The sequence below is a fragment of the Roseobacter sp. HKCCA2468 genome (assembly GCF_037805105.1).
Taxonomy (GTDB): Bacteria; Pseudomonadota; Alphaproteobacteria; order Rhodobacterales; family Rhodobacteraceae; genus M30B80.
Genome location: NZ_JBBLYN010000001.1, coordinates 714,161 through 740,985, shown reverse-complemented (window position 1 = coordinate 740,985; position 26,825 = coordinate 714,161). Strand labels below are relative to the sequence as shown.

At 56.7% G+C, this 26,825-nt stretch carries 25 protein-coding genes; 10 read left to right on the top strand and 15 right to left on the bottom strand.

The annotated features are described in order from the left end of the window. Positions 1–14: 14 nt before the first annotated feature. A complete protein-coding gene (gene trpD / locus AAC620_RS03715; protein WP_340242857.1) occupies positions 15–1,031 on the bottom strand; it encodes an anthranilate phosphoribosyltransferase in 1,017 nt (338 codons plus the stop codon). Next, positions 1,028–1,615, bottom strand: coding sequence for an anthranilate synthase component II (locus AAC620_RS03710; RefSeq protein ID WP_340242856.1), 588 nt, complete (start codon positions 1,613–1,615; stop codon positions 1,028–1,030). Before AAC620_RS03710 ends, trpD begins: the two co-directional genes overlap by 4 nt. Before the next feature lie 141 nt (positions 1,616–1,756). Between AAC620_RS03710 and AAC620_RS03705 the strand changes: the two genes are divergently transcribed. Continuing rightward, positions 1,757–2,767: a divergent polysaccharide deacetylase family protein gene (locus AAC620_RS03705; protein ID WP_340242855.1), complete on the top strand. Its 1,011-nt coding sequence runs from the start codon at positions 1,757–1,759 to the stop codon at positions 2,765–2,767. 10 nt (positions 2,768–2,777) lie between these two features. Here AAC620_RS03705 and trpE read toward each other — a convergent pair whose 3' ends face one another. From trpE to ssb, 3 genes are all read right to left on the bottom strand, one after another. Then, positions 2,778–4,301, bottom strand: coding sequence for an anthranilate synthase component I (gene trpE / locus AAC620_RS03700; protein WP_340242854.1), 1,524 nt, complete (start codon positions 4,299–4,301; stop codon positions 2,778–2,780). Between the two features lie 10 nt (positions 4,302–4,311). Further along, positions 4,312–6,168 (bottom strand): SurA N-terminal domain-containing protein, encoded by a 1,857-nt coding sequence (locus tag AAC620_RS03695; protein ID WP_340242853.1) that lies wholly within the window; start codon positions 6,166–6,168, stop codon positions 4,312–4,314. A 131-nt stretch (positions 6,169–6,299) separates the two neighbouring features. Next, the gene (ssb, locus tag AAC620_RS03690) at positions 6,300–6,812 is read right to left on the bottom strand and encodes a single-stranded DNA-binding protein (RefSeq protein ID WP_317654442.1); all 513 of its coding nucleotides are present in this window, start codon (positions 6,810–6,812) and stop codon (positions 6,300–6,302) included. Positions 6,813–7,042: 230 nt separating this feature from the next. Between ssb and AAC620_RS03685 the strand changes: the two genes are divergently transcribed. Beyond that, entirely contained in the window at positions 7,043–7,558 is a 516-nt protein-coding gene (locus tag AAC620_RS03685) for a lytic transglycosylase domain-containing protein (protein ID WP_317655778.1), read from the top strand. A gap of 4 nt (positions 7,559–7,562) precedes the next feature. Here AAC620_RS03685 and AAC620_RS03680 read toward each other — a convergent pair whose 3' ends face one another. The 4 genes from AAC620_RS03680 to AAC620_RS03665 all read right to left on the bottom strand — a co-directional run bounded on the left by AAC620_RS03680 (position 7,563) and on the right by AAC620_RS03665 (position 11,390). Then, a complete protein-coding gene (locus AAC620_RS03680; protein WP_340242852.1) occupies positions 7,563–7,790 on the bottom strand; it encodes a hypothetical protein in 228 nt (75 codons plus the stop codon). Next, positions 7,787–8,941 (bottom strand): aromatic ring-hydroxylating oxygenase subunit alpha, encoded by a 1,155-nt coding sequence (locus tag AAC620_RS03675; protein ID WP_340242851.1) that lies wholly within the window; start codon positions 8,939–8,941, stop codon positions 7,787–7,789. The genes AAC620_RS03680 and AAC620_RS03675 overlap by 4 nt, the downstream gene beginning before the upstream one ends. 118 nt (positions 8,942–9,059) lie before the next feature. Next, positions 9,060–9,620, bottom strand: a complete 561-nt coding sequence (gene ilvN / locus AAC620_RS03670) for an acetolactate synthase small subunit (protein ID WP_317654445.1) — start codon at positions 9,618–9,620, stop codon at positions 9,060–9,062. 15 nt (positions 9,621–9,635) lie between these two features. Next, positions 9,636–11,390, bottom strand: a complete 1,755-nt coding sequence (locus tag AAC620_RS03665) for an acetolactate synthase 3 large subunit (RefSeq protein WP_340242850.1) — start codon at positions 11,388–11,390, stop codon at positions 9,636–9,638. A 707-nt stretch (positions 11,391–12,097) separates the two neighbouring features. Between AAC620_RS03665 and AAC620_RS03660 the strand changes: the two genes are divergently transcribed. The 3 genes from AAC620_RS03660 (at position 12,098) to AAC620_RS03650 (ending at position 16,652) form a co-directional block, all read left to right on the top strand. Continuing rightward, the gene (locus tag AAC620_RS03660) at positions 12,098–13,183 is read left to right on the top strand and encodes a TRAP transporter substrate-binding protein (RefSeq protein WP_340242849.1); all 1,086 of its coding nucleotides are present in this window, start codon (positions 12,098–12,100) and stop codon (positions 13,181–13,183) included. 173 nt (positions 13,184–13,356) lie between these two features. Continuing rightward, positions 13,357–14,256 carry a TRAP transporter small permease subunit gene (locus AAC620_RS03655; protein ID WP_340242848.1) on the top strand — a complete coding sequence of 300 codons (900 nt, stop codon included), beginning with the start codon at positions 13,357–13,359 and terminating at the stop codon, positions 14,254–14,256. A gap of 38 nt (positions 14,257–14,294) precedes the next feature. Continuing rightward, a complete protein-coding gene (locus tag AAC620_RS03650; protein ID WP_340242847.1) occupies positions 14,295–16,652 on the top strand; it encodes a TRAP transporter large permease in 2,358 nt (785 codons plus the stop codon). Positions 16,653–16,745: 93 nt separating this feature from the next. On the opposite strand, the gene AAC620_RS03645 is transcribed toward AAC620_RS03650, so the two are convergent. The 6 genes from AAC620_RS03645 to AAC620_RS03620 form a co-directional block, all read right to left on the bottom strand. Further along, a complete protein-coding gene (locus AAC620_RS03645; protein ID WP_340242846.1) occupies positions 16,746–17,594 on the bottom strand; it encodes an arginyltransferase in 849 nt (282 codons plus the stop codon). 90 nt (positions 17,595–17,684) lie between these two features. Then, entirely contained in the window at positions 17,685–18,116 is a 432-nt protein-coding gene (locus AAC620_RS03640) for an RDD family protein (RefSeq protein WP_340242845.1), read from the bottom strand. Between the two features lie 90 nt (positions 18,117–18,206). Beyond that, positions 18,207–18,608 (bottom strand): DUF2852 domain-containing protein, encoded by a 402-nt coding sequence (locus AAC620_RS03635; RefSeq protein ID WP_340242844.1) that lies wholly within the window; start codon positions 18,606–18,608, stop codon positions 18,207–18,209. A gap of 111 nt (positions 18,609–18,719) precedes the next feature. Next, the gene (gene mmsB, locus AAC620_RS03630; RefSeq protein ID WP_340242843.1) at positions 18,720–19,595 is read right to left on the bottom strand and encodes a 3-hydroxyisobutyrate dehydrogenase; all 876 of its coding nucleotides are present in this window, start codon (positions 19,593–19,595) and stop codon (positions 18,720–18,722) included. Positions 19,596–19,616: 21 nt separating this feature from the next. Then, positions 19,617–20,666 (bottom strand): enoyl-CoA hydratase/isomerase family protein, encoded by a 1,050-nt coding sequence (locus AAC620_RS03625; protein ID WP_340242842.1) that lies wholly within the window; start codon positions 20,664–20,666, stop codon positions 19,617–19,619. Between the two features lie 84 nt (positions 20,667–20,750). Then, positions 20,751–22,250, bottom strand: coding sequence for a CoA-acylating methylmalonate-semialdehyde dehydrogenase (locus tag AAC620_RS03620; protein ID WP_340242841.1), 1,500 nt, complete (start codon positions 22,248–22,250; stop codon positions 20,751–20,753). A 116-nt stretch (positions 22,251–22,366) separates the two neighbouring features. Here AAC620_RS03620 and AAC620_RS03615 point away from each other — a divergent pair, with 116 nt between their 5' ends. From AAC620_RS03615 to AAC620_RS03595, 5 genes are all read left to right on the top strand, one after another. Beyond that, positions 22,367–23,254, top strand: a complete 888-nt coding sequence (locus tag AAC620_RS03615; RefSeq protein ID WP_340242840.1) for a LysR family transcriptional regulator — start codon at positions 22,367–22,369, stop codon at positions 23,252–23,254. Positions 23,255–23,330: 76 nt separating this feature from the next. Further along, on the top strand, positions 23,331–23,825 hold the full coding sequence (gene coaD / locus AAC620_RS03610) for a pantetheine-phosphate adenylyltransferase (RefSeq protein ID WP_340242839.1): 495 nt from the start codon (positions 23,331–23,333) through the stop codon (positions 23,823–23,825). Between the two features lie 43 nt (positions 23,826–23,868). Continuing rightward, positions 23,869–24,375, top strand: coding sequence for a peptidylprolyl isomerase (locus tag AAC620_RS03605; protein WP_340242838.1), 507 nt, complete (start codon positions 23,869–23,871; stop codon positions 24,373–24,375). Further along, a complete protein-coding gene (locus AAC620_RS03600) occupies positions 24,368–24,919 on the top strand; it encodes a peptidylprolyl isomerase (RefSeq protein WP_340242837.1) in 552 nt (183 codons plus the stop codon). Before AAC620_RS03605 ends, AAC620_RS03600 begins: the two co-directional genes overlap by 8 nt. Before the next feature lie 51 nt (positions 24,920–24,970). Next, the gene (locus AAC620_RS03595; RefSeq protein ID WP_340242836.1) at positions 24,971–26,800 is read left to right on the top strand and encodes an ABC-F family ATP-binding cassette domain-containing protein; all 1,830 of its coding nucleotides are present in this window, start codon (positions 24,971–24,973) and stop codon (positions 26,798–26,800) included. The last annotated feature ends 25 nt before the right edge of the window (positions 26,801–26,825 follow it).

Here is a 26,825-nt window from a genome sequence, read left to right as displayed (position 1 = left end):
TCAGGCTTGCGATGTCAGGCTTGCCATGTCAGGCGGGCAAGGGCGGTTAGTTTTGCCTTGGCCTTGCCGCTGTCGATGCTGTCGCGGGCCATCTCGACCCCTGCGCGCAGATCACTGGCGTGATCCGCAACCACAAGCGCACAGGCCGCATTCAAAAGAACCGCATCGCGATAGGCGGATGGCGCCCCCTCAAGCAGCGCGGCAAAGGCGCGGCCATTCTCCTCAGGAGAGCCACCCAAGATATCGCGCAAGGGGTGAACGGGCAGGCCTGCATCCTCGGGGTGAATTTCACCTCCTGTGATTTTTCCATCCTCAAGCTTTGCAACCTGTGTAGCCCCGCAGATCGACACCTCATCGCTGCCGTCATCCCCATGGACAAGCCATGCTTTCTCGGATCCCAAATCCTTGAGAACTTCAGCCATTGGGAAAATCAGGTCAATCGCAAAGGCCCCGGTCAATTGCCGTCTCACCCCTGCAGGGTTGGTCAGAGGCCCAAGGATGTTAAAGATGGTTTTGCATCCCAATTCTTGGCGCACGGGCATGACATGTTTGATCGCGGGGTGATGCATTGGGGCCATCATAAAGCCGATGCCAATTTCATTTATGGCACGTTCTGCGACTTCGGCGCCGACCATGACATTGACCCCCAAGGCGGTTAGCGCATCTGCGGCCCCTGATTTGGACGACAGATTGCGATTGCCATGTTTGGCCACGGTCACCCCTGCACCCGCCACCACAAAGGCGGTCGCGGTGGAAATGTTCAGCGTGCCCATGCCATCGCCACCTGTCCCCACGATATCTATCGCGCCTGCGGGTGCGGACACGGCGGTGCATTTTGCGCGCATCACAGCCGCCGCCGCCGCATATTCAGAGACGGATTCACCGCGCGCGCGCAAGGCCATCAACAAGCCCCCCATTTGCGCGGCGGTTGCTGTGCCCTCGAACAGATGTGTGAAGGCCGTCTCGGCTTGGGCGCGGGACAGCGGCCCTTCTGAGGCCGCAAAGATCAGGGGTTTCATTGCATCGCTCATGCAGGCACCGCTCCCTTCGTGGTGTCGATAAAGGTTTTCAGCATCGCATGGCCATGTTCCGAACGGATGCTTTCGGGATGAAATTGCACGCCCTCAATCGGCAGGGTTTTATGGCGCAGCCCCATAATCGTGCCATCTGTTAATTCCGCTGTGACCTCAAGACAATCGGGCAGGGAGGCGCGCTCAACCACCAGACTGTGATAGCGCGTGGCAAAAAGGGGCGAAGGTAGGCCTGCAAAGACCCCGATGCCTTTGTGATGGATCTCGCCCAGTTTGCCATGCACGATTTCATGGCACTGCACGACCTTACCCCCAAAGGCCTCGCCAATGGTTTGATGCCCCAAGCATACGCCAAAAAGCGGCACGCGGGCCTCGGCGGCAGCGCGGGTCAGATCAAGACAGATACCCGCCTGTGCGGGGTCACAAGGCCCAGGTGAAAGAACAATCCCATCTGGCCCCATGGCCAAGGCCTCGGTCACTGTCAGCGCGTCATTGCGCAAAACGCGGGTTTCTGCCCCAAGCTCGCCCAAGTAGTGAACAAGGTTATAGGTGAAACTGTCGTAATTATCGATCAAGAGAAGCATGACGGGCTCGCGGAATTGGGGGTGTTTTGGCAGATCACTCAGGCTATAAATGTTCAGAGCCGCGCCTCGGGGTCAAGGGAGGTGGGGCTGAAAACATGCGGCACTGCGCAGATTGATTGGCACAAGAGAGGGTAAAGTCGGATGCTAAAGGGGTTTTTGGTCGGTGCCGTGATCGGCACGGTGATCTCTGTGACGGGATTATTGGGCACATCCTATTTCTTAGGGCAAGACACGGGCGGGGTGGTGGAGCAGGCCCAAGAGGCCGAACGCCCTGATCCCGTGGCCGCCCCCTCCCCAGATCCTGCCCCCGCCGCCGCGCCAGAGCCTGAACCGCAGCCAGAAGCGCAGCCAGAGCCAGAGCCTGAGCCGCAACCAGAACCCGAGCCAGAACGCGTGGTTTTGCCAACAATCACGCCAGATGCCCCTGTTGCACAACCCGCGATGCCCCCCGTTTCGGCCTCGGCACCCATGCCAGAGCCCGAAGATCTGCCTGCGGTCGTGGCCTACGCAACGCCGTTTTCTGCACCGCAATTTGTGCCGCTTTTCTCAATCTTGCTTTATGATGATCCCGAATTTCCGCTGACCGATAGCACCCTGCAAAGCCTAACGGTGCTTGTGAGCATCGTGATTGATCCCACGCGCATGGATGCAGAGGCGCAACTGGCGCGATATCGTGCGGCAGGGATTGAGGCGGTCATAGAGGCGCGATTTGCTGATCTTGCGGCATTCGAGGTCGCGCTCGACCGCCTGCCGCAAACTGTGGCCTTGCTCGACAGCGCAGATGGAACATTGCGCGGGGATATTTCCCTCCAAAGTCAGGTTCTGGCGCGGATGGGGGAAACGGGCCATGGGCTGATTGCAGGCGCCTTCGGTCTTGGCGGCCTTGAGCAGGCCGCCGCCCGCGATGGCGTTCCTGCCGCGCGTCTTTACCGCGTTTTGGATGACGAGGGGCAATCTGCGCCCGTCATGTTGCGGCTTTTGGATCGTGCGGCCTTTGAGGCACAGCAAACAGGCAGCGCGATTGTTCTGGGCCGCAGCTATCCCGAAACCTTGGCGGCGCTTTTGTCTTGGGGGGCAGGGCAGGCGGCGGTGAACGCAAGTTATGCGGTCGCGCCCGTCTCAGCGATCTTGCAACAGACCCTCGCGCGCTAGGCGTTCTTGTCTAATCTTTGCTTTGGGATTGGCCCGCGAATTGCGCGGCCTCTGCCGCCGCTTTGCGCAAGGCGCGCGATTTGTTCACGGTTTCCATGAATTCCGCCTCGGGGTCACTGTCATAGACAACGCCACCGCCCGCTTGGATGTAAAGCTGTGCATCTTTTAAAACAGCGGTGCGCAAGGCGATACAAATATCCATATCGCCGCCCGCACTGAAATACCCGACACCGCCCCCGTAAACGCCGCGCTTTTCTGGCTCTAACTCGTCAATGATCTGCATGGCGCGCAATTTCGGCGCGCCCGAGACTGTGCCTGCGGGCAGACCCGCCAAAAGGGCAGAAAGCGCGTCATGCTCATCCGACAATTCGCCCACCACATTCGAGACGATATGCATCACATGGCTGTAGCGTTCGACAATGAATTCTTCGGTTGGACGCACCGTGCCTATTTTTGCGACACGACCCACGTCGTTGCGGCCCAAATCCAGCAGCATCAGATGTTCGGCCAATTCTTTTTTATCGCTCAGCAAATCCGCCTCAAGCGCGCGATCTTCTTCGGGCGTAGCACCGCGGGGGCGTGTGCCTGCAATCGGGCGAATGGTGACTTGGCTGCCTTTGACCTGCACCAAAATCTCGGGGCTTGCGCCAACGACCTGATAAGGCCCGAAATTGAAGAAGAACATATAGGGCGAAGGGTTCGTGCGCCGCAACGCGCGATAGAGGGCGAAGGGCGGATGCGGGAAATCCTGCGTCCAGCGCTGCGAGGGGACAACCTGAAAAATATCGCCCGCTCGAATATAGGCCTTGGCCTTGTCCACGGCGGCGAAATAGCCCTCTTTGGTGAAATTGGAAACGGGCTCAACGCCAGATGTGTCTGCATCCGCCCCCAAATGGCGTTGCGCGATGGCAGGGGCCTGTTCGAGCTTGTCGAGCGCCTCTTGCACCCGCGCGCAGGCCGCTGCATAGGCGGTTTCCGCCGAAATATCCGCCGAGAAGAACGCAGGCGACACCAAGGTTACATCGCCCTTAACCCCATCTAGCACTGCAACCAAAGATGGGCGCATCATCACGGCATCGGGCAGGCCAAGCGGGTCTGGGTTCACATCGGGCAAATGCTCCACCAAACGGATCATGTCATAGCCCAAATAGCCGAATAGACCCGCTGCGGCCTGTGGCATATCGGCGGGCAAATCAATTTGACTTTCGGCCAAAAGCGCGCGCAGCGAGGTGAGGGGCGCGCTGTCGCACTCAACAAAATGATCCCGATCTTGGGCAGCGTGGCGGTTGATCCGCGCCTGTGTGCCGTGACATTCCCAGATCACATCGGGGGCCATGCCCACGATTGAATAGCGGCCGCGCAATTCACCGCCCGTGACAGATTCAAGCATGAAACTGTCTTGGCCCGCATTCGCAAGTTTCAGCATCAGCGAAACAGGCGTGTCCAAATCAGCAGCCAAACGAGCATAGACAATCTGGTTTTTGCCTTGCGCCCAACCTTCGGCGAAGCTGTCAAAACGGGTGATTAGCGCCATGATCCGTGCCTTATGGGAAGGATGCGTGGACTTGGTTGACCACGGATTGGTTAAAGGTAAGGCCGACCGCCGATTGCATCTGGCGTCCGAAATCTTCGAATAAATCAGCCGTCAGGGACTGGCTGATTTGTTGGGTCAGGATATTGGCCAGTAGATCCGTGTCAGGGTCGGCGCGATCGGCGGGGTTGATCGCATCAAGGCGCACCACCAAGGCCTGTGCCTCACCGCCGACAACTGCAATCTCGCCCGTGCGGGACAGGCCAAACACTGTTTGCACCAGCGCGTCAGGCGTATCCGCGATAAAGTCATTGCGCCGCACATCTGTCTCGCGCATCAAGCCGCCAAACCGCTCAAGGCGCCGACCCGAGGCCGCAATATCGGCGCGGATTTCTTCGGCGCGGGCCAAGAGCGCGTCTTGGGTCGCATAGATTGTCCAATCCGCGATGACATCCGCGCGCACATCGTCAAGAGGCGGCAGGGTTGGCAACACGATTTGGTCAAGCCGCAGGGCGAATACCCCGCCATCGGAGAGATCGAGAATTTCGGGGAAATCCCCGTCTTCAATCGTGTCTGCAACCGCGCGGAAGGCCTCGTAGGCGGCAATGCCATCCTCTTGGCTGCCATCATAGCGGATCGTGCCAAGCACCATTTGCGTCTCATCCGCGACCTCCTCAAGGGTGGCGCCTGAGGCGAGGAGGTCGTCAAACCCTTCGCGCAGGTCAGAAATGGCGCGGCGCGCGGCATCCGCCGTGACTTCGCTGCGCAGGTCGTCCTGCACCTCCTCAAACGGGATTTCTGTCGCATCCAACACGGCATTGATGCGGAAAATTGCAGGGCCAAAGGGCGAGGCAACGGGGCCCACGAATTCCGCATCGCTTGCGGCGAAAACGGCCTCTGCCTCGGCGGCAGAGAGATCATCGCGCGTGACATCCCCCATATCGGTGTCTTCCAACAACAGCCCACGTTCACTCACGAGGGTTTCAAAATCTGCGCTGCCGTCATTGAGCCGTGTCCAAGCGGCTTCGGCCTCCGCTTCGGTGGGGTAGACCAAACGCTCAACCAAGCGGCGCTCGGGTTGGCGGTACGCCTCAATGCGTTCTTGATAGAGGCTTTGCAGCGTGCTGTCGCTGACGGGGATATCATCCATGATGATGTTGGGCGTGATCCAGATATAGGTGATCTCGCGGGCCTCGGGCAGGGTAAAGCGATCTGGGAATGCCTCGTAATGGGTTGTGATCTGTTCTTCCGTAGGGGCGGGCACGGCGGTGTCCAAATCGGCGGCGGTCAAAGGCAGATAAGAAAAGCCACGGGATTCTTGTTGATAGGCCACCAAAGGATCAACCAATGCCGCAGGCGCAGGCACGCGCCCCAAAATCGCAGATTGCAGGATGGAGCGGGCGATATCCGCACGAATTTCTTCCTCAAATTCGCCGGCACTCAAACCGCGTTGGCTGAGAAAAAACTCATAGGCTTGGCGGTCAAACGTGCCATCTGCGCCTTGGAAAGCGGGGATTTGCAAAATCTGGTTGGCGATCTCCTCATCCCCGATGGAGAGCGTCATCATCGCCGCCTCATTATCAAGGGCCGCGCGCGCAAAAAGGCCCTGACGCACCTGTGCATCTATGCCGTTGGCAATCAGCATCGATAGGGTCACATTTTGCCCTGTCTCCCCGCTGCGGGCACGCAATTCTTGATCTAGGGCGCGGGCATAGTCTTCGGCGCTGATCTCAATATCGCCGACCGATCCCATCCGCGAGGCGCCACCTGAGAACGACCCGATCCCAAAGCCTGCTAGGGCCACAAATAGCAGGCCAAGGATTGCCCAGACAAAAATCTTGGACAGGGATTTTCGGGCCGATTTGCTCATATGCGTGTCTCGCTTTGTTGCGCTGTGCCGATCTTGTGCCTGACAAAAGCCACCACGCGCAACCCGCGCGGGTGGCATTTACCAAATTTGTGATGAGGATTTACGCGCTTGGGGCAGGGGGGGCAAGCAACTTAGAAGGGGATTTCGTCATCCATATCGCTTGGCATGGATTGGCCCGCACCACCGCGATCCATTCCGCGATCATCTGGGAAACCGCCGCCGCTGATGCGGTCATCTCCGCCGCCATAGCCGCCGCTATCGCCATAGCTGCCGCCGCCGCCCGATTGATCATTGCGACCATCAAGCAAGGTCAACTCGCCACGATAGGGGCGCAAGACCACCTCGGTCGTGTAACGATCCTGCCCATTTTGATCCTGCCATTTGCGGGTTTCCAACTGCCCTTCGATATAGACCTTTGACCCTTTGCGCAGATATTGTTCTGCAATGCGGGCCAAAGGTTCTGAGAAAATCGCCACCGAGTGCCATTCTGTGCGCTCGCGCCGCTCGCCTGTATTGCGATCTTTCCAGTTTTCAGATGTCGCGATGCGCAAATTGCACACTTTGCCGCCATTCTGAAAGCTGCGCACCTCAGGGTCGCGCCCCAAATTCCCGACCAGAATTACCTTATTAACCGAACCTGCCATGTCACCTCTCCCATAGTCGTGGCCGCGAATCTGCGCCTTTGAGATATGTTTAGACCATCGTAAATTGGTTAATGAAACCCGAATTTCATTTGCAGGCGGCGCACAAGCGCTTGGCCCTGTGGGGGATACAGGCTAAAACAACACAGGTTTTATGAGGTGAATGGGCCGTGAAGGTGCAGAAAGTCAGCCTGATTTCTGTGGGATTTGTCCTAATATTTGGGCAAATCTCTATGGCCTATGGCAATAGCCTTGATCGTTTCCGTTCGGCGGCACGGGTTTTGGACAGCCGCGCCTCAAGCCAATATTCCAATTCAGAACGCTTGCGCCCTGATTACGATGCGGCCCTTGGCGCGGCGATCCCGCGCTTTTCAGGGCAGGCCCCTCAGGCCTATCTTGATCTTGCCCGCAATGCAGCGCGCCGTCATGGCGTGCCTGAGGATTTGTTCCTACGCCTTGTTGCGGTTGAATCGAACTGGAACCCGCGCGCCATCAGCCACGCAGGGGCGATTGGTTTGGCGCAATTGATGCCAGATACCGCTGATCTCTTGGGGGTAAACCCGCATGATCCTGCGCAAAACCTAGAAGGGGGTGCGCGCTATTTGGCGATGCAATATCGCAATTTCCGCTCATGGCGTTTGGCCTTGGCGGCCTATAATGCAGGGCCACAAGCCGTGAACACCCATGGCGGTGTGCCGCCCTTTCAAGAGACGCAAAATTATGTGCGCCGCATTTTGGGGGGTGGGTGAGCGCCTAGCTGGTCGGCTCGGCCCCCAATTCGACCAAGGCACGGCGATAGGTTTCGGCCTCGGGCAGCCCTGCATCTAGGGCAAACACATAAGCATGGGTCAAATAAAACGCGGCAGAGGCCGCACCCATATCATCGGCGGCCTTGGCATATATTTGCGCAATGCGTTCTTTGTCGCCTGCCGCATGGGCCGCAAGAAGTGCGGCATCAAGCGCGGATTTTGGGGCGCTCACAATCCGCTTTCCGTGTCGCGCAACCGCTGCGCCACCCATTGGTGGAACATATGTGTCGGCCCGTCCATCGCGGGGGCAAAGCGGCCCCCATCAAACCCTGCGGCAGCACGCCCTTTTTGCATCCCCTCCACCACAAAAATATCTTCGATAAAGACATCCTTCCACAGCTTGGCGTTTTTCGCGCGCAAGGCAGGATCGGTCTTTGGGGTGGCATAGTAGAGATGCACATGCTCGCGCGTGCGGTTATGGGCGACAGGCTCTAGGATGATCGCAAAGGCATGATCGCGATGCACGCCCAGCAAGACATTGGGATAAAGCGCGATATATTCAGCGGCGGTGTCCCATGTCTGCGACAGCCCGTCAAAATCAGGAAAGCTTTGGCCTTTCTCATCCTTGAGCTGGCGATAGACAAGCGTGCCTTGGCCCGAGAATTTTTGTTCTTCTTCAATGTGATAGTGATCTTCTAGGCGCGAATAGCTGTTCAGGCCCGGATGCACCCATGGCAAGTGATAGCTTTCGCAATAATTCTCGACCGCGAGTTTCCAATTCGTATTCACATCCAAGGTAAAGCGGCTGTCTTCGCCGCCATGATAAAGCGGCTTTTCAAATTCAGCCCAACGGGTGAGGGCGGCTTGGTGTTGGGTTTCAAAATCGGGCGCATCGCCCGAAAGGTTGATAAACACTACATCCCGCCAGATAAGGCTGCGCACCTCTTTGAGGCCCAAGGTCGTCCGCTCAATCCCTTCATGTTGGTTTTGGCCTGGCCCGCCCACATGGGGCGTGGCCACAAGGCGGCCATCCTTGGCATAGCACCATGAATGATAGGGGCAGCGGATGGCGCCTTCGATTTTGCGCGGCGCATCGACCAAGATCATACCGCGGTGGCGGCAGATGTTGAAAAAGACCCGCACCGCCCCTGTGTCATCGCGCAAAAGCAGCAGGGGTTGGCCCAAAAATTCAATCGGTTTTGCATCACCATTTTCAGGCACATCGGCCCCAACGGCCAAAGCGGCCCATTGATGCTCAAGCGCCGCGCGGTTTTCACGAGCGATTGTTGCGGGGTCGGTGTAATGCGCATTCGGCAGGCCATTGGCGCGCGAAATTGGCGCAAGAACGCTGTCGAGATCGTGCTTGATCAAATCATCAGGCATAGGTCTTTCCCCCCAAGAAAAGATGCGCCCCAAATGGGGATGATCTTTTTTGAAGGCTAAGGCCGCGCTGATCTTATCAAAACGCGACCTTTGAGACTATGGGAAGCGACCTATGCGGTTACGCACCGCGCGCAATGGCAGCAACGCCTGTGCGGGCAACCTCTAACAGGCCCAAGGGGCGCATGAGATCGGCAAAGGCGTCAATTTTCTCGGGCGTGCCGGTGATTTCAAAGACGAAACTTTCCAAAGTGCTGTCCACCACATTGGCGCGGAAAATCTCGGCAATGCGCAAGGCTTCGACACGATGCTCACCCTTACCTTTGACCTTGAACAAGGCCAATTCGCGGCTGACCATCGCGCCTTCCACGGTGAGGTCATGCACCTCATGGACGGGCACCATACGCTCAAGCTGCATTTTGATTTGGTTGATCACCTGTGGCGTGCCTGAGGTCACAATCGTGATGCGTGACCGATGGCCTGCATGATCAACCTCAGCCACAGTCAGGCTTTCGATATTATAGCCGCGGCCCGAAAACAGCCCGATGACACGGGCCAGAACGCCCGCTTCGTTTTGCACCAAAACCGCGAGCGTGTGGGTTTCAATCGCGTCAGACATATGGCTGCGCAGATCATAGGCCGAATGGCTGCTAGAGCCTTTTTCGATATTGAGCGGAGACATGATTACACCCTTTCCTTAGACCAAGACGCTGCCCTTGGCGTCAATCACGCCTTGGGTTTCAGCCTCGCCCAACAACATTTCATTATGTGCCTTGCCCGATGGGATCATTGGGAAGCAATTTTCATGCTTTTCAACCAAACAGTCGAAAATCACAGGCCCGTCATAGGCGAGCATTTCTTTGATCGCCTCATCCAGATCATCAGGATTGTCGCAGAGGATACCCTTGCACCCGAACGCTTCGGCCAGTTTCACGAAATCGGGCAGGGCCTCTGACCATGAATGGCTGTAGCGTTCACCATGCAGCAATTCCTGCCATTGGCGCACCATGCCAAGACGTTCGTTGTTGAGGATGAATTGCTTGACGGGCAGACGGTATTGCACGGCCGTGCCCATTTCCTGCATATTCATCAGCCATGATGCCTCGCCCGCCACATTGATTACTAAGGCGTCAGGATGGGCGACCTGCACCCCGATTGAGGCGGGTGTGCCATAGCCCATTGTGCCAAGGCCGCCAGAGGTCATCCAACGATTGGGGTCTTCAAAACCCAAATATTGCGCGGCCCACATCTGGTGTTGGCCGACCTCAGTTGTGATGTAGCGATCCATGCCTTTCGTCAGCGCCTCAAGCCGCTCAAGCGCATATTGCGGTTTGATTGTCTTGGTCGAATTTTTATAGCTGAGGCATTTCACGGCACGCCATTCTTCGATCTGGCCCCACCATTTCTTGACCGCTGCGGAATTCGTTTTGCTGCCGCGCGATTTCCAGATGCGCAGCATATCTTCCAACACATGGGACACATCCCCGATAATGGGGAAATCCGCATGGATCACCTTGTTAATCGAGGAGGGATCAATATCGACATGCGCCTTGAGGCTGTTTGGCGAAAACGCGTTGATACGCCCTGTGATGCGGTCATCAAACCGCGCGCCAATATTGATCATCAAATCGCAGCCATGCATGGCAAGGTTGGCCTCGTAAAGGCCATGCATACCCAACATCCCCAACCATTTCTCGCCGGATGCGGGATAGGCGCCGAGCCCCATCAAGGTTGAGGTAATGGGAAATCCAGTCGCCTCGACCAGTTCACGCAGCAGCTTGCTTGCCGCGGGGCCAGAATTGATCACGCCGCCGCCTGTGTAAAAAATCGGACGCTCCGCCTGTTCCATGGTCTCGACCAAGGCGGTGATCATCGCGGTGTCGCCTTTGACGCGCGGGGTATAGTGATCAACCTTTGCGCGGGGCTTTTCGACATAGGTGCCTGTTGCGAATTGCACATCTTTTGGAATGTCAATCAAAACAGGGCCTGGGCGGCCTTTTGTGGCGATATGAAACGCCTCGTGAATGGTGGATGACAGGTGATCTGTGTCTTTGACCAGCCAGTTCATCTTGGTGCAGGGGCGGGTGATGCCGACTGTATCGGCCTCTTGGAATGCGTCTGACCCAATCATGAAGGTTGGAACCTGACCCGTCAGAACCACGATTGGGATCGAATCCATCAAGGCATCCACCAATCCTGTCACAGCATTGGTTGCCCCGGGGCCAGAGGTGACCAACACAACACCCGGTTTACCCGTGGCGCGGGCATAGCCTTCGGCGGCATGCACGGCCCCCTGTTCATGACGCACAAGAATGTGGCGAATGTGATTTTGTTGAAAGATCTCGTCATAGATGGGCAGAACGGCGCCACCTGGATACCCGAACACCGTATCAACGCCTTGTTCGATCAAGGCTTCGACCACCATCTTTGCACCGGTCATCTGACGCGTCATCTGTCTTTGTCCTTCGTTTTACACTTTGGCCGCTATACGGGGCGGTGTTTTATGGGGTGTTGCGAATAAAAAAGCCCTCGGTGATATCCGAGGGCGCATGGGGGTTTTTATGGCTATCGTCACCGACCCATGCGCGCTGTCACTCCCACATTTACGACCACCAAATCTAGCATCCCAATCTCCTATAATCGGGGCGACATTAGGTATCCGCGGGGGGGAGGTCAACAGCGTTTGCAGGGTAGAAATTAAATAAACTGTCTTTTGGCGGCGAAAATGCGCAATTTTATATCTCAGAATGGCCCGAATGGATGGTTTTCTGAATTTGACCATCCAAATTTGGGGATGATTGGCCGCTTTTGCTTTCCGATAGGGCTATGCGCTTTGGGAGGGCCAAGATCGGTGAAACTGCAGGTGCCCTTGCGTTTGAAAAGATTCGGGGCGCGGGCGCAGATCATGGCGAGTGCGCCGCGTTCAATTGTAACCTTAAGTTGATCGCTTGCGTAAAATCCATTCACCTCTTCTAAAATTAGGTCAGAATTTGCGATATATTTTAGGGAAAATGGCTCTTTTGGTAAAAAAATTTTACAAAATCGGGGCTTCGAGCGCGGAAATTGGTTTGCGGCGCAATTTTGTTGCTGTAGCGTGGCAGAACCTTGAAACGAAAAACTGTCGCACCAATGCGGCAGTGTCCGAATGGGAGGAATACTATGGATCGTCGTTCTTTCTTGAGAACGTCTGCCCTTGGGGGGACAGCAGCCGCAGCTTCGACTTTGGCCGCACCACTTTACGCTCAGGGCAATCGTACGCTGACATTGGTAACTTCGGTTCCTGATGGTTTCGCGATCTTTGATGATGCGGCACAGATGGCGGCAGACTACATCACTGCTATGACCGATGGTCAGCTGACCATCAACAAGATGCCTGCAGGCAGCCTTGTTGGCGCGTTCGAAGTGTTTGACGCCGTGTCCTCTGGTCAGGCTGATATGTATCACTCGGCTGATTACTACTTCTTGAACCAGCACCCTGGCTTTGCATTCTTCACCGCCGTGCCTTTCGGTATGACCGGTCAGGAATTCGCCAACTGGTATTACAACCGTGGTGGTCACGAGCTGCACAACGAGCTTGCAGGTCTCTTTAACCTGAAATCCTTCACTTGCGGCAACACAGCGATGCAGCCAGGTGGTTGGTTCAACAAAGAAATCAACTCGGCTGATGACCTTCAGGGTCTGCGCTTCCGTATGCCCGGTCAGGGTGGTCAGGTTCTTGGCCGCTTGGGTGCATCCGTTCAGAACATTCCTGGCGGCGAAATCTATCAGGCGCTTGCTTCTGGTCAGATTGACGGTGCGGAATGGATCGGCCCCTTCGCGGATGAGCGCATGGGCTTCCAGGAAGCAACCTCGATCTACTACACCGCAGGCTTCCACGAGCCAGGTTCTGCATTGACCTTGTCGTTCAACCTCGATGTCTACGAAAGCTTCACCAGTGCACAGAAGCAAATCGTTGACGCGGCCTGTGCGGCAGCAAACTCCAAATCCTTGGCGATGACGTTGCAGGAAAACGGTGCGGCGCTTGAGCGTCTGCGCGCAGGCGGCATCCAGACACGTCAGTTCCCTGATGATGTTTGGGATGCGTTCGGCCGTGCTTCCGCAGAAGTGCGCGAAGAGAACATGGGCGATCCGATCTATGCACAGATCGCAGAAAGCTACTTCGCTGCGATGCAGGAATCGGTTGGCTGGTATGACATCGGTGATGGCGAATATATGCGCCAGCGTAACCGTGTGAACGCAGGCTAATCGTCTGAACTTCGGCTCCTCTCCCGTGCAAGCGGGGGAGGAGTTTTTCTTACATCTCCCCGAAGCTGCCTCTCATAGCGGGACAGATCCAGCGCCAAGCGCGTGCAGGTTTCTGCGTGCTGCGGTGCTGCAAATTCCGTCGATGCAACGCCCGCTTCTGCAAGGATAGTCACATGATTGATTTCATTGTCTGGGTCTTCACCAATATCGCGATGGCCCCTTACAATCTGGCAATCGCGCTCATGAACCCTGGGTCATGGTTGGATTGGAGCAATAACGAGTCCCTCGTGCGGTTCATCTACTATGGCGCATCGGTGGAGTTCTTCTTTGTTGTCTTCACCACCTTCTTGATCGTCACCGTCATCGGTGCGGTTTGGAAACGCCAAATCCTATGGGCGATGGTGCGCGCGCTTGAGGCATTCGCCAATGGCGTGGGTCGCACAGTTGCATGGGTTGGCTTGATTATGGTGCTGCAGCAGGTGATGATCGTCTTCCTGCAACGAATTTTCCGCGTGCCAGATATTCAGCTTGGCCCGCTTGGGATCAGTTTTGCGCAAGACCTGTCTTGGTGGGCTGAGGAACTAAAGCTTTATAACGCTATGATTGTCTGCCTTTGCGTGTCTTACACATTCGTGCAGGGCGGGCATGTGCGCGTTGACCTGTTTTATTCTGGCATGAAACATCGCGCAAAGCGCATTGTCGACATGGGCGGGGCGCTGTTCTTTATGCTGCCCACAACCGTTCTGACCTACCTTTACGCATGGTTCTTTATGTGGCGTCACCTTGTGGTGCCAAACCCCTCCGCCTCAAGCGAGTTGGATCGTATGATCATGCAAGCGCGTGTGCTGCGGTGGAACGTGGAAACCATCGGCTTTAGCCCCAACGGGTTTAACGCCTATTTCATCTTCAAGGTCTTGTTGGTCATCTTCTGCGTCATGGTTTTCGTCCATGCGCTGGCGGTGTTCTGGCGCGCCTTCCTCGAATATGTCGAGGGTGAAGAAAGCGCAGACAAGTATCGTGACCTTGATCCGCAAGATGCAGAGACTGAAGCCCTGCATGCTGCGGGCCATTAAGACCCACGCCTAGACGTGCCTGAAGGAAAGAAAAGAAAATGATTTTTGGATTGGATGGAATTGAGATCGGTCTGATTATCGTGTTCCTGACGCTGTTTGGCGGGATCATGACAGGCTTCCCTGTTGCCTTTGCTATTGGCGGGGCGGGGATCATCTCCTTTGCGATTATTGCTGCGCTCGACTCGGCGGGGTTATTGATCCACCAAGCGATTGATACGGCCTCTGACCAGTATCACGCCTTGGTCGAAAGCGGGATTGCCCGCGAAACCATATCGGTGTTCCGATACCCCGAATTGCCGCGGATTGAGGAACATCTCTTCCCCGGCGGGTGGGAAATGGCGATGGATCGCAACATCTCCTTCATCGTGAACCGCATGAACGAGCGTGTGATCGCGGGTCAGTCCATCGAAACGCTTTTGGCCGTTTTGATGTTCGTTTTGATGGGGATCACGCTGGAGCGTTCTAAGATCGCAGATGACCTGCTGACCACCATGGCGCGCGTCTTTGGCCCGCTGCCCGGTGGCTTGGCGGTGTCTATCGTGATTGTGGGCGCGTTCCTTGCGGCCTCCACGGGGATCGTTGGGGCGACTGTGGTGACCATGGGCCTCTTGGCTCTGCCAACAATGTTGCGCAACAACTACTCGCCCGAACTGGCAACGGGGGTGATTGCGGCCTCTGGCACTTTGGGCCAGATTATCCCGCCCTCTATCGTAATTGTTCTTCTGGGCACATTGGTGGGTGACCTCTATGCTACGGGCCAAGAAACCCGTGCCCAAGTGGCGGGCTGCACCGATGCGTTGACCTATCTGGGCGAGCCTGCGGTTCTTTCTGTGGGCACCTTGTTCCAAGCCGCGATTTTGCCAGGTATCTTCTTGGCGTTCCTTTATGCCGCTTATGCCTTCGGCTTTGCCTTGTTCAATCCAAGCAAGGCGCCTGCGGTTCAGATGGGGTCGACCAATCCGAACCCGATCACCCGCAATGAGGCGCTGACATGGTTCTTGGCCGCACCTGCCGCCCTTATCTTTGCGGTGGTTCTTGGGGCAAGTAGCGGTGTCATTGGCAGCCAGTCGATCTTTGTTTCCAACATGGAAAACAACAGCCGTTCCGCCAGCCTGCGCACGAATGTGAGCGAAACCTGCCAAGCGGCGATGATTGAGTTGCATGGCCAAGAGGCATGGGATCAAGCCGTGGTTGAGACGGCCGAGATTGCAGCATCAGGTGCAACAGGTGAAACCCGCGAATTGTCCGAAGAGGAAATGGTTGCGGCTCGCGAGGCGGCGGTTGCCAATGCGGCACCGATCGGGTCTGGCGTGGCGACAATCTTTATTCTCTTGGCACTGATCCTGACCACGGCACGCGGTGTTGCGCCAAATGAAAACGCGCGTCCGTTGCTGATCGGTGGGATCGGCGTGGCCTTGGCCTTTGCGGTGGATATGCTGTTCATCACGCCCGCGACCAGCTCGGGTGCAGCGTGGATCTACCTCGCCCTTCCGTTTGCCCTCACCATTTACGGCTGTCGGATTGCTATGATGCGGATGTCGCAAAATGATCTGTTGCGCGTGGTGTTCCCGCCCCTCGTTCTGATCGTTGCGGTTTTGGGATCTATCCTCGGCGGTATTTCCAACCCGACACCTGCGGCGGCTTTGGGTGCGGCAGGGGCGATCATGCTCGCCGCGCATCGTAAGCTGAGCGAAGAAGACAAGAAATCAAAGATCGTGATCTGGGCGTCTTTCGCGCTGGTCATCCTGATCTTGGTGGGTGTCAATTTCGATCTGCGCATCAGCCGCTCTGAGGTGCCACTGCAAGATTGGATTGCCTATTTCATCGCGCAATTTGCCTATCACTTCGCCTTCGGCGGGCTGCTTTACAGCTGCTATGTTCTCTATCGCCGCAGCGTTCTGACGCCTGTGGTGCGGGAAACGGCGAAAGTGACCTCGATGGTGTTCACCATTCTCATCGGGTCGCAGTTGTTGAACCTTGTTCTGATCTCCTTCGGGGGCGAGCATTACATTCAACAATTCCTGCGCGCCTTCGACAATGAGATGGTCGTGTTCCTCTTGGTGATGCTGATCTTGTTTGTCTTGGGCTTTGTTCTCGACTTCCTCGAGATCATCTACATCGTGATCCCAATCGTGGGGCCTGTGATTTATGGCGGCACATTGGATCCGAAATGGGTGACCATCATGATCGCGGTGAACCTGCAGACCTCGTTCCTGACACCGCCCTTTGGATTTGCTTTGTTCTATCTGCGCGGGGTTGCCCCTGCCAGCGTGACGACACGCAACATCTATCGCGGCGTGATCCCCTTCGTGTTGATCCAAGTTCTGGGACTGGGCCTGTTGTGGCTGTTCCCTGACATCGTGACCATCGTGCCTGACCTTCTGCCCAACAATTAAGGGCAGAGGACAGGGTGCATGAAAAAGCGCGGCCCCCCCAATTTGGGGGGCCGTTTTCGTTTGGTGCTTATACTGATGTGAACCAGATGGGCCTTAGGGCGTGTCCTGCGAAGATTTCGCTGTCTGCGGGGCCATCAAGTCGGGCAAGGAAATCTGCGCCACCTGTTGCGCAATCGGATCAACCGACAAAGGGTGCGTCTGGTTGGAATATTCATCAGGATTGCCGATCTCCTGCCACGCGCCATAAACATATATTTCAAGGGCCGAGAACCGCGCCTTATAGGCCATTTTATCCGACCCTGGCACCCAATAGCCGAGATAGACATAGGGCAGCCCTGCCTCGCGTGCGAGATCGATATGATCCAAGATCACATGCGTGCCAAGGGATCGGTGATCCAAGTCAGGATCAAAGAAGGAATAGACAAGGCTGAGCCCGTCATCGAGGATATCGGTCAGGCAGACCGCCGCTAATCCCGCATCCTTGCCCGCATCGCGATATTCCACCACGCGCGAGCGCACGGGTGTTTCCTCAATCATCGCGGCAAATTCGAACACATCCATATCGGCCATGCCGCCATCGGCGTGGCGCGCATCTAGATAGCGGCGAAAAAGGGTGAATTGCTCTTCCGTGGCCCAAGGGGCGCGGGCATTGCGGGTCATCCCCAGATTGCGCTTTTTGGTGCGTTTTTGGCTTTTGCTTGGCACAAAATCCGCCACCCTTATCCGCGCAGAGAGACAGGCGGTGCAATCAGCGCAAGCGGGGCGATAGAGCACATTTTGCGAGCGCCGAAAGCCTTGCTTCGATAGGCTATCGTTCAGTTCAGTCGCATGATCGCCCTGTAATGCGGTAAAAAGCTTTCGTTCCCGCCGATTTGGAAGGTAAGGGCAGGTTTGAGGTGCAGTCACATAGAATTGCGGTGCAATCGGTAAAGTGTGGCGCATGGATCCTCAGCGGCGAAAATTTGAACATAGCCTGCCTCAATGTAGGGGCGTGGGCAAGTAAATTGCAACCATGCCGCGAAATCTGCGCGCTTATTGCGGGCGATTTATGGCGACTGTGCCTAAGAAAAGATCGTGCAGGCCCTGTTTGCGCGCGCCCAAAATCATCATGAGGGCAGAAATCGTTTGCGGCAGAACAAAGCCAGAGGCGAGCATGAACAAAAACGTATGCATCATCGCCTCGAAACTATTGAGCCGCGCGCCCGTTGTATTGCGCAATTCAATCGCCATGATCCGCATCCCCCATGTGGCGGATTGGCTGGCAATGGTAAACCACCGATAGACAAAAGAAAGCGCCACAAAGAATACGGGCCAGAAAAACCACGCAAGCCCCACTGTGAAAATCCCTGCAATCAGCAAGATCACAGTGATCACCAGAACATCAATCACCCAAGCGCCAAAGCGTTTGAGCGCGACATATGAATAGAATTCGCTTTGCGCGTAAGGATCGGGCAGGTGAGACATGATGGGTGTAACCTACTGGCTTCGGGGCAGGGTGAGAAGAGCCATACCCCACCCAAAAGCGCAGGGTGGGGTAAGCGTTGCATTTATGGATCACTCGGCCTGTGGGGCCGGGGCGCCTGTTTTTGCATCACGCTCTTTCATAAAGGCGTCAAATTCGGTTTTGTCCTTGGCTTCGCGCAGACGTCCAAGAAACCCTTCAAAAGCATGCTGCTCATCCTCAAGGCGCTTAAGCGTATCGGCCTTATAGGCGTCAAAGGCGCTGTTGCCCGTGCTGCCACCCATGTGAGCATGGCGCGATTTTTCGCAGGTTTTGAACATGTCTTTTCTCCAGATCATATAAAACAGAAGGGCCAGACCTACGGGCCAAAATAGGATGAAGCCCAGAACCATCGCTGCAATCCATGCAGGTTTGCCACGTTGATCCAAAAACGCCTTGGCCCGCGAGAACCAACCTTGAACAGGGGCAGGGGGCATAAGTGTTTGGCTTTGCATATGCGTTTCTCCTTTGCTGCGCAGCCGCGCCATGATGTTAATGTTAATTACATTAACACATATGGGCAGAAAAAACCCCACCACAAGAGGGCGGGGAAATATCTTTGTAAATTAGGTGCTTTTTCTGCCCATTGCGGCCAAACGTGGCAGCATGGCAGAGAAATCTTTGCCGCGACCATCTTCGTTTTCGACAAATTGCGTATAGATCGCCTCGGCCAATGCACCAAGCGGCGTGGCGGCATCCGCGGTCGTTGCAGCATCCTGCGAGAGGCGCAGATCTTTCAGCATCAGTTCCGCCGCAAATCCAGGCTTGTAGCCGTTATCAGCGGGGCTTTGCGGCCCAACACCGGGGGCAGGGCAATAGGCATTGATCGACCAACTGGCGCCCGATGAGGTCGAGACAACATCAAACATCGCCCGCCGCTCAAGGCCCAGCTTATCGGCCAGCGCAAAAGCCTCGCACGTGCCAATCATGGTGATCCCTAGGATCATATTGTTGCAGATCTTTGCCGCCTGACCATTTCCCGCTGCGCCGCAATGCACGGCCTTTTGCCCCATGATCTCGAACAGGGGCGCGGCGCGGGTGAAATCCGCCTCATTCCCGCCGACCATGAATGTCAGCGTGCCTGCTGCCGCCCCACCAACGCCCCCTGAGACGGGCGCATCGAGAAACCCGATCCCTTTCGCGGCGGCGGCCTCGGCGATTGCGCGGGCCGCGTCAACCTCAATGGTTGAGCAATCAATCACCAGCGCGCCCTGTGGCAGAACGGCCAAAACATCATCCGCCACGGCGCGCGCAATCCTGCCATTGGGCAGCATGGTGATCACCACTTCTGCCCCATGGGCGGCCTTCGCCGCCGATGTGGCGCAGGCGATCCCGTCAGGTGCGGCAGCCGTGTCGAACCCCGTGACTGTGTGACCTGCGTTTTGCAAATTAAGCGCCATGGGTGCACCCATATTGCCCAATCCGATGAATGCGATCTGCATGGTTTGGCCCCTTATTTTTGTTTAATCCAGTTTCAGCGCCCTTGGCCCCAATGGCAAGAGCAGCGATGCCACCATCGCAGGCGGCACATCGCGCGGGCTGCTATGCATCCAATTCGGGTTGCGATCTTTGTCGATGATCTGCGCGCGCACGCCCTCGAGGAAATCGGCCTTTTCCACAGCGCGCGAGGTAAAGCGGTATTCTTGTTCTAGCGCATTTTCGATTGTGTCGCGCAGGCGCGCACGATGCACCAGTTCCACCGTGCAGGCCATCGACAGGGGTGATTTCTTGCCCATCTCGGCTAAGGTGGATTTTGCAAAATCGCTGTCAGAGAATTTCAACGCATTGAGAATATCGCGTAGGGTTTCGCCACCAAAATGGTGGTCAATCTCGGCTTGCAGGGCGGCAAGCGGGGCGGCAGGGGCCGTATGGCCTGCAGCGGCCTGATCCACCAAATCATAATCCGCGCTTTCGCAAAGCTGGGTAATCAATGTGGGCCAATCCGCCTCAGGAATATAATAATCTGCAAAGCCTGCGTAAATCGCATCGGCCCCTGTCATCCGCGCGCCCGTGACGCCCAGATATTCGCCCAAGCGACCTTGGGCGCGGCTCAGGATCAAAGTGCCGCCGACATCTGGCACAAGGCCGATTCCAACCTCAGGCATGGCAAGAATGCTGCTGTCGCCCACGATACGATGCGAGGCGTGACAGCCCAACCCAACGCCGCCGCCCATCGTATAGCCTTGCATGAAGCTGATCACAGGGCGGGGGAAGTGGAATAGCTTTGCGTTCATGCGATATTCATCGGCCCAGTAGCGCGCGCCAATCTCCATATCGCCCGCGCGACCCGCCTCGTAAATTTCGGCAATATCCCCGCCTGCACAAAAGGCCCGCTCGCCCATTGCATCTAGGATCACAATCTCGACTGTCTCATCCGTGGCCCATGCGTCAATCGTTGCGGCAATTTCCGCGCACATGGATTGCGATAGCGCATTCAGGGCCTGTGGCCGCGTCAGCGTGATACGACCTGCGCGCCCGTCTTTTCGGATATTGAGAAACTCTGCCTCGCTCATGGCCCCCTCCCTAGTGTCACAGCGAACCCCCGCGCAAGGTCTGCGCGGGGGCTTGTGTTAAGTTTGGTGATTTTCGCGGCAGGATCAATCCATTGCCTTGAAGTTAAACGCAGCCCCTTCCTTGATCCCGCTTGGCCAACGCGAGGTCACGGTCTTGGTGCGGGTGTAAAAACGGAAGGAATCTGGCCCGTGCTGGTTCAAATCGCCAAAGCCTGACCGCTTCCAACCACCAAAGGTGTGATAGGCCAAGGGAACAGGGATTGGCACGTTGATGCCAACCATCCCGATATTCACGCGGGACGCAAAATCGCGCGCTGCATCGCCGTCACGGGTAAAGATCGCGGTGCCATTGCCATATTCGTGATCCATCGCAAGACCCAAAGCCTCTTCGTAGGAAGCAGCGCGCACGGTCGACAGAACGGGGCCGAAAATCTCGGTCTTATAGATATCCATGTCAGGGGTGACGCGGTCAAAGAGATGCGCGCCCACAAAGAACCCGTTTTCATAGCCTTGCAGATTGAAATCGCGGCCATCGACAACCAATTCCGCGCCCTGATCCACGCCTGTTTGCACAAGGCGCAGGATGTTTTCCTTGGCGGCCTTGGTCACAACTGGCCCGAAATCGACATCATTGCCGGCGATATAAGGGCCAACCTTCAAGGCCTCGATCCGAGGGACAAGTTTTTCGATCAACCGATCTGCGGTTTCGTCACCCACTGGCACGGCCACGGAAATCGCCATGCAGCGTTCGCCTGCCGCCCCATACCCCGCGCCGACCAAGGCGTCAGCGGCCTGATCCATATCGGCATCGGGCATGATGATCATATGGTTTTTCGCCCCGCCAAAGCATTGGCAGCGTTTGCCTGTTTCGGCCGCGCGGCTATAGATATACTGCGCAATTGGGGTCGACCCAACAAAGCCAACGGCCTGAATGATCTCACTGTCCAAGATGGCATCCACAGCACCCTTATCGCCATTGATCACTTGGAACACGCCATCAGGCAAACCCGCCTCTTTCAAAAGCGCACCCAACATCATCGGGCAGGACGGATCACGTTCTGAAGGTTTGAGGATCATCGCGTTGCCCGATGCCAAGGCAGGGCCCAATTTCCACAAAGGGATCATGGCGGGAAAGTTGAACGGCGTGATCCCTGCAACAACACCCAAAGGTTGGCGCATGGAATACATGTCAATACCAGGGCCTGCGGCATCTGTGAATTCACCCTTCAGCAGATGCGGTGCGCCAATGCAAAATTCGATCACCTCCAGCCCGCGCTGAACATCGCCTTTCGCATCTGGGAAGGTTTTGCCATGTTCGCGGCTGATGGCCTCGGCCAGTTTGTCCATATCGCGGTTAAGAAGGCGCACCAATTCCATCATCACGCGCGCGCGGCGTTGTGGGTTTGTGGCGCCCCATGCAATTTGCGCCTCTGCGGCGGAGGCGATTGCGCGATCCATTTCTTCCTGCGAGGCCAATGCCACCTGCGCCTGCACTTCCCCTGTTGCGGGGTTAAAGACATCCGCTGTGCGGCCTGATGTGCCCGCGACATGCGCGCCGTTAATCCAGTGACCGATCTGTTCCATGATCCCACCCTTTTGTTGAAAATCTACACTTGGTGGCCCTTCTATACTTGCAATCCTGTCGGGAAAAGAGGCAGAAATCCAAATTAGTCTTGCATTTTTGCAAAATGGACGGGGCGATGAATTGGGATGATATGCGTGTCTTTCTGGCCGTTGCGCGCGCCGAAAGCCTGACAGGGGCAGGGAAAACCCTGCGGCTTGATGCGGCCACAATCGGGCGGCGTATTGCACGGCTTGAGGCGCGGCTGGGGGCCGAGCTGTTTGTGAAATCCCCGCAAGGCTATGTCCTGAGCAGTGTAGGCGAGGAGCTTTTGCCCGCAGCCGAGGCTGCCGAGGCGGCCCTTGCCGTTCCGCTTGCAGGGGGGCAGGGGCAGGCGGGGTTGTCTGGCACGGTGCGGATCGGCGCGCCTGATGGCTGCGCCAATTATTTGCTGCCACAGGTCTGCGCGGCCATTCGCGCCGATAACCCTGATCTCGACATCCAAATTCTGGCCTTACCGCGGGTTGTGAACCTGTCCAAGCGCGAAGCGGATTTGGCGATTACGGTCAGCCCACCCGATGCGGGGCGGCTTTTGGTGCAAAAGATCACCGATTACCATTTGCATTTGGCAATGCGCGCCGATCTGACGCCGCCCGATGATCTGGCCAAGGCGCGGGATCATGCGGTGGTGGGCTATATTCCCGATATGATTTTCGACAAAGAATTGGACTATCTTGGACTATTGGGGCGCGGACGGGTACAGATGGCGTCAAATTCTGTCGCGGTGCAGTTGCACATGCTGCGGCAAGGCGGGATTGGCTTTGTGCATGATTTTGCACTGCCTTTTGCGCCCGAATTGCGGATTGTGCTGAAGGATGACATCAGCCTGAAACGGGCCTTTTATCTTGTGCGCCACGAGCAAGATCGGCGCTCTGACAGGTTGGGGCGGTTGGTTGAGGCTTTGTCAGCGGGGCTGCGCGCCGAGGTGGCGCGGCTTGAAGCAGAGGCGGCCGCGCACTGCTTTTAGCTTGCGTTTCGCGGCGCAATAATGTTGCGTGACCCCGTAATTGCGGCAGCATATGCCAAGTTTGGGAGATTTGCAGATGCGCACAGGCCTATATCCGGGCACATTCGATCCAATCACATTGGGCCATGTCGATATTATCCGCCGTGCGGCCACATTGGTTGATCGATTGGTGATTGGTGTTGCGATCAACCGCGATAAAGGCCCGCTGTTCACCCTTGAGGAACGGGTGGCTATGGTCGAGGCCGAAAGCGCGAAACTGGCGCGCGCCACGGGCATTGAGATTGTCGCGCATCCCTTCGACAATCTTTTGATTGATTGCGCGCGCGAGGTTGGGGCGGGGCTTATCATCCGTGGCCTGCGTGCGGTCGCTGATTTCGAATATGAATTCCAGATGGTCGGCATGAACCGCAAACTGGATGATGAGATCAACACTGTCTTTTTGATGGCCGAGGCCGAGCATCAGGCGATTGCCTCAAAACTGGTCAAAGAAATCGCGCGGCTTGGGGGTGATGTCAGCCATTTCGTGCCGCCCGCTGTGCATCAAGCGCTAGACGCGAAATTCTCATCCTGATAGGTCAAGGCCAAAGTCAGATATCCGCAAAAGGAATAAAGGCATGGCCGAGATCAAAGACCCCGAAAACACCATCCTGATGGAGCTGAAAGACGGCACTGTCACCATCGAATTGCTGCCCGACATTGCGCCTGCGCATTGCGCGCGCATGAAGGAATTGGCGCGTGAAGGCGCCTATGATGGCGTGATCTTTCACCGCGTGATTGACGGGTTCATGGCGCAAACGGGCGATGTTGAACATGGCAATGCCGACAAGGGCGCGAATATCCGCATGGCGGGCACGGGCGGTTCGGACAAGCCTGATTTGCCTGCTGAATTCTCTGGCATCCCGCATGATCGCGGCACATTGGGGGCAGCGCGCTCTTCCAACCCCAATTCGGCAAACAGCCAGTTCTTTATCAATTTTAACGACAACCATTTCCTCAATCGCCAATATACCGTTTATGGCCGCGTGATTGCAGGGATGGAGCATATTGACGCGATCACCCGCGGCGAGCCGCCTGCAAACCCTGATAAAATGATCAGCATGAAGGTGGCTGCAGATGCGTAAGCTTGGCGCAGCGATGGCCTTGCTTCTGGCAAGCCCTGCCTTTGGGGCGGGGCTAGAGATTGATATCGCGGGCGAGGCGAATGGCACCATCGTCATCGACTTGTTCGAGGATGTCGCCCCAGAACATACGGCGCGGATGCTGCAACTGGCCGAAGATGGCGCCTATGATGGCGTGGTGTTTCACCGCGTGATTGATGGGTTCATGGCACAAACGGGCGATGTGGAATATGGCCGCATCGGGCAAGATATGCGCTTTGCAGGGCGGGGCGGATCCCAATATCCAGACCTGCCTGCCGAGTTTTCTGATCTCAGCTTTGAGCGGGGCGTGGTCGGCATGGCCCGCGCCGCGAACCCAGACAGCGCCAATTCGCAATTCTTCATCATGTTTGCCCCCGTGCCCCAATTGAATGGGGATTACACCGTTGTGGGCGAGGTCACATCGGGGATGGAGATTGTCGATCAGATCAAGCGTGGGCTTGGTCCAAATGGTGCTGTGATTGGCGAACCTGATCAGATGGCGGCTGTTCGGGCCATTCGTGATTGAGCAAAGACAAGCCCTCCGTGTTCAGGCGGGCTTGCGTGAAAGATAGCCCCCATGGCCCGCCCTTCGCTTTTGCAGCTTTCGGATATTTCACTGACCTTTGGCGGTGACCCTATTTTTGATGGGTTGGATTTGGTTGTGCATCAGGGGGATCGTGTGGCGCTCGTTGGGCGCAACGGGTCGGGCAAATCGACCTTGATGAAGGTCATGGCGGGGTTGACCGAACCTGACACAGGCAGCATCACAAGCCCGCAAGGCACCTCGGTCGGCTATATGGAACAAGAGCCTGATTTTACGGGCTTTGCCACATTGGGTGATTTTGCCACGGCCACGCTTGGGCCAAGCGAAGCGTGGCGGGTCGAGGCCTTGGCCGATGGTCTTAAGCTGCGCCTTGAGGCTGATCCTGCCAAGGCGTCTGGCGGGGAGCGCCGCCGCGCAGCCCTTGCACGGCTTTTGGCCGAAGAGCCTGATATCATGCTCTTGGACGAACCCACCAACCATCTTGATATCGAGGCCATCGGATGGCTCGAGGCGCGGCTTGCAGAAACCCGCACAGCCTTTGTCGTGATCTCGCATGATCGTGCGTTTTTGAACGCTTTGACCCGCGCCACCTTATGGGTGGATCGCGGGCAGGTGCGCCGCAATGAACAAGGCTTTGCCAGCTTCGAGGCGTGGCGCGATAAGGTTTGGGACGAGGAAGACACAGCGCGCCACAAATTGGATCGCAAAATCAAATCCGAGGCCCGTTGGGCCGTTGAGGGGATCAGTGCGCGGCGCAAACGCAATCAGGGCCGTGTGCGCGCTTTGGCCGATTTGCGCGCAGAACGCGCCGCAATGATCCGCCGCCAATCCACCGCCGCCATGGTATTGGAGGAGGGGCCACAATCTGGCCGAAAGGTAATCGAGGCCAAGGGAATTTCAAAATCCTTTGGAGAAACGCAAATTCTTAAACCCTTTGATCTGCGCATTTTGCGCGGGGATCGGGTGGGGTTTGTCGGCCCAAATGGCGCAGGCAAAACCACGCTTTTGAATATGCTGACAGGCCAACTTGCCCCTGACACAGGGCATGTCACCTTGGGCAAAGGCCTTGAGATGGCGGTGTTTGATCAAAACCGCGCAGGATTGAACCCTGAGGCCAGTCTGTGGGACAGCCTGACCTTGGATCGTGAGATTGCGGTGAATGGATCCTCTGATCAGGTCATGGTGCGCGGCAGCCCCCGACATGTGATGGGCTATCTCAAAGATTTCCTCTTTGACGAGGCGCAAGCGCGCGCGCCTGTGCGCTCCCTCTCAGGGGGCGAGCGGGCGCGGTTGATGTTGGCCAAAATCATGGCGCGCGAAAGCAATCTTTTGATCTTGGACGAGCCGACCAATGATCTCGATGTCGAGACATTGGATTTGCTGCAAGATCTGCTTGGCGACTATGCGGGCACGGTTCTTTTGGTCAGCCATGACCGCGATTTTCTGGATCGGGTTGCCACCAGCACGGTTGTCCTTGAGGGGCAGGGCCGTGCGCAGGCCTATGCGGGCGGATGGAGCGATGCCTTGGCCCAAGGGGCGCGGATCGGGGCTGTGCAGGTGGATCGCGAAGCATCGCCTGCCACAAAATCAGGCCCTGATCGAATGGTGTCAAATGCAGGTGCAAAATCCGCTGCGGGTCTTAGTTTCACGGAAACTCATCGTCTTAAGGAATTGCCATCGGTGATTGCGCGGCTTGAGGCGGAAATGGGCAAGCTGTCTGAATTGCTGTCTGACCCTGATCTCTACACGCGCGAGCCTGTCAAATTCGCCAAAGCGACCGAGGCCTTGGCCGAACGTCAGGCGAAACTTGAGGCTGCCGAAGAAGAATGGCTGCTGCTTGAGGAAAAGGCGCAAGGGGCGTGAACGCCCAAACTGCGCCAATATTCGA